The following is a 1466-nucleotide window of genomic DNA, read 5'->3' as shown; positions in this document are numbered from 1 at the left end:
TTCATAGCATCACGATTATCGACTCTCTTTCTATGTGTTCCTAGAGGATGGTTCGTCTTGTGGATAGGTAAAAGCGGCTCAATTTTTTCCCAAAGGGCATCAGAGATTAGGTATTGTGCTGAATTCATTTACAGTATTTTCAATAGGTGTTGATTTACTCAGACAACACCTATTGAGATAGATTCTTAACCTTCGTTACCCTTTACTCTATCTAAACTAAAAGGATAATGTTTCCTCCAGTCTGTATGATTCTCAGCCCAAGTCAGTCCGTGTTTTCTCGCTTCCTTATCGACATCTCTGCGGAACTCTTTTTCTATTAGACTAAGAGAACCCCCCAACTTTCGGTGAGAGTTGTCAGTCTCCTGAAAGATATGAACTTGTACGTCAAATGAGAATGATACATTCCTAACGCTCACAACAGGGATGGGCTCCTGCTCGTGAGTTGTTTGTGTTTGAACTCCAGACACAGCTGAATTTGAAACATTACTTAGCATTTGAGCTCCTTAAATAAAAATACTATTTAAATCAGTTGTATCATCTCCCACACACAAGCAATACCAAAATATTGCTTGTGAAATATCCTAAAACTCCCTACCGCGCAAAGAAATGAAATGTTAGGCAGGGGATTGATTTGTTGGTGCGCGTAATTCCTATTATGTTAAATCCGTAAGTTAGCCATCAAAAACCACGCTTCCGAAGCGCCAGAAAGCCCTACACTGCGTTTTAACAAGAAATCCGCACCTAGATAGCCAAAAATCGCCCAGAAAGTTTGTAACGCTTTCTGGGCGATTTACAGGGCAATGAATCCACCATTATTTTCAACTAAAACACATGACCAAATGGCTATTTTTTACAAACTCATTCCTCGATAACCAATTTCTTGATCTCGGCTTCTCATTTGCTCATGTTGTTGTGCTTTTCCAACCGCTGGAGTTGTGAATTTAAGCTCTGAACTTGCTCGGTTAAGCTGCTCACGCTCTGAGATAATTTTTTGTTCTCCAGCGAAGTAGTGTCGAACATTTTCACCAATCCGTTGTAGGCCGTCACAAAGTCTTGATGTCGCTTCTCGTGTTCTTTCTCTAATTCCTCGAACGCGAGCAACAGTTGATTCTCTAATTCCGTCATCCGTTAATATCCCTCTGGTATAAACATCGGTCTTGAGTCGATTCTTCTCGTCCAGACTTTTCCATCCTTGGCTTGGGCTATGCAAATCCGCTCCCCACATTTGTCCAACTGAATGTTCCCGCCCTTCAGCTTGAGTTCTTCTATCGTCAGGTTTTGCTGATCGATCTCTAGTTGATTCGCTAAAATCATATTCCCTTGCCACCAAATCACGCCCGCACAAGCTGATAGAACGAGAATTATACTCAAGACGATCCAGAGCCAGCTTTTCAACACTAACACGCTCATGCGTCGATTCTGGGCGTTTATATCGTCTTTGATTTTCTGCTCGCTTGATTTCAACG

The 1466-nt window shown here is 41.7% G+C and carries 2 pseudogenes; both read right to left on the bottom strand.

Annotated features, from left to right (window positions below):
* Window positions 1-128: pseudogene (locus RH85_RS22245) on the bottom strand (IS5/IS1182 family transposase); the annotation flags it as partial.
* A gap of 722 nt (window positions 129-850) precedes the next feature.
* Window positions 851-1466, bottom strand: a pseudogene (locus RH85_RS23800) (mobilization relaxase); the annotation flags it as partial.

Source organism: Vibrio ichthyoenteri ATCC 700023 (genome assembly GCF_000222605.1).
In the GTDB taxonomy this organism is placed as follows: domain Bacteria; phylum Pseudomonadota; class Gammaproteobacteria; order Enterobacterales; family Vibrionaceae; genus Vibrio; species Vibrio ichthyoenteri.
Note: the sequence above shows the minus strand (reverse complement) of the source record. Positions and strands in the feature narration are given on the sequence as shown.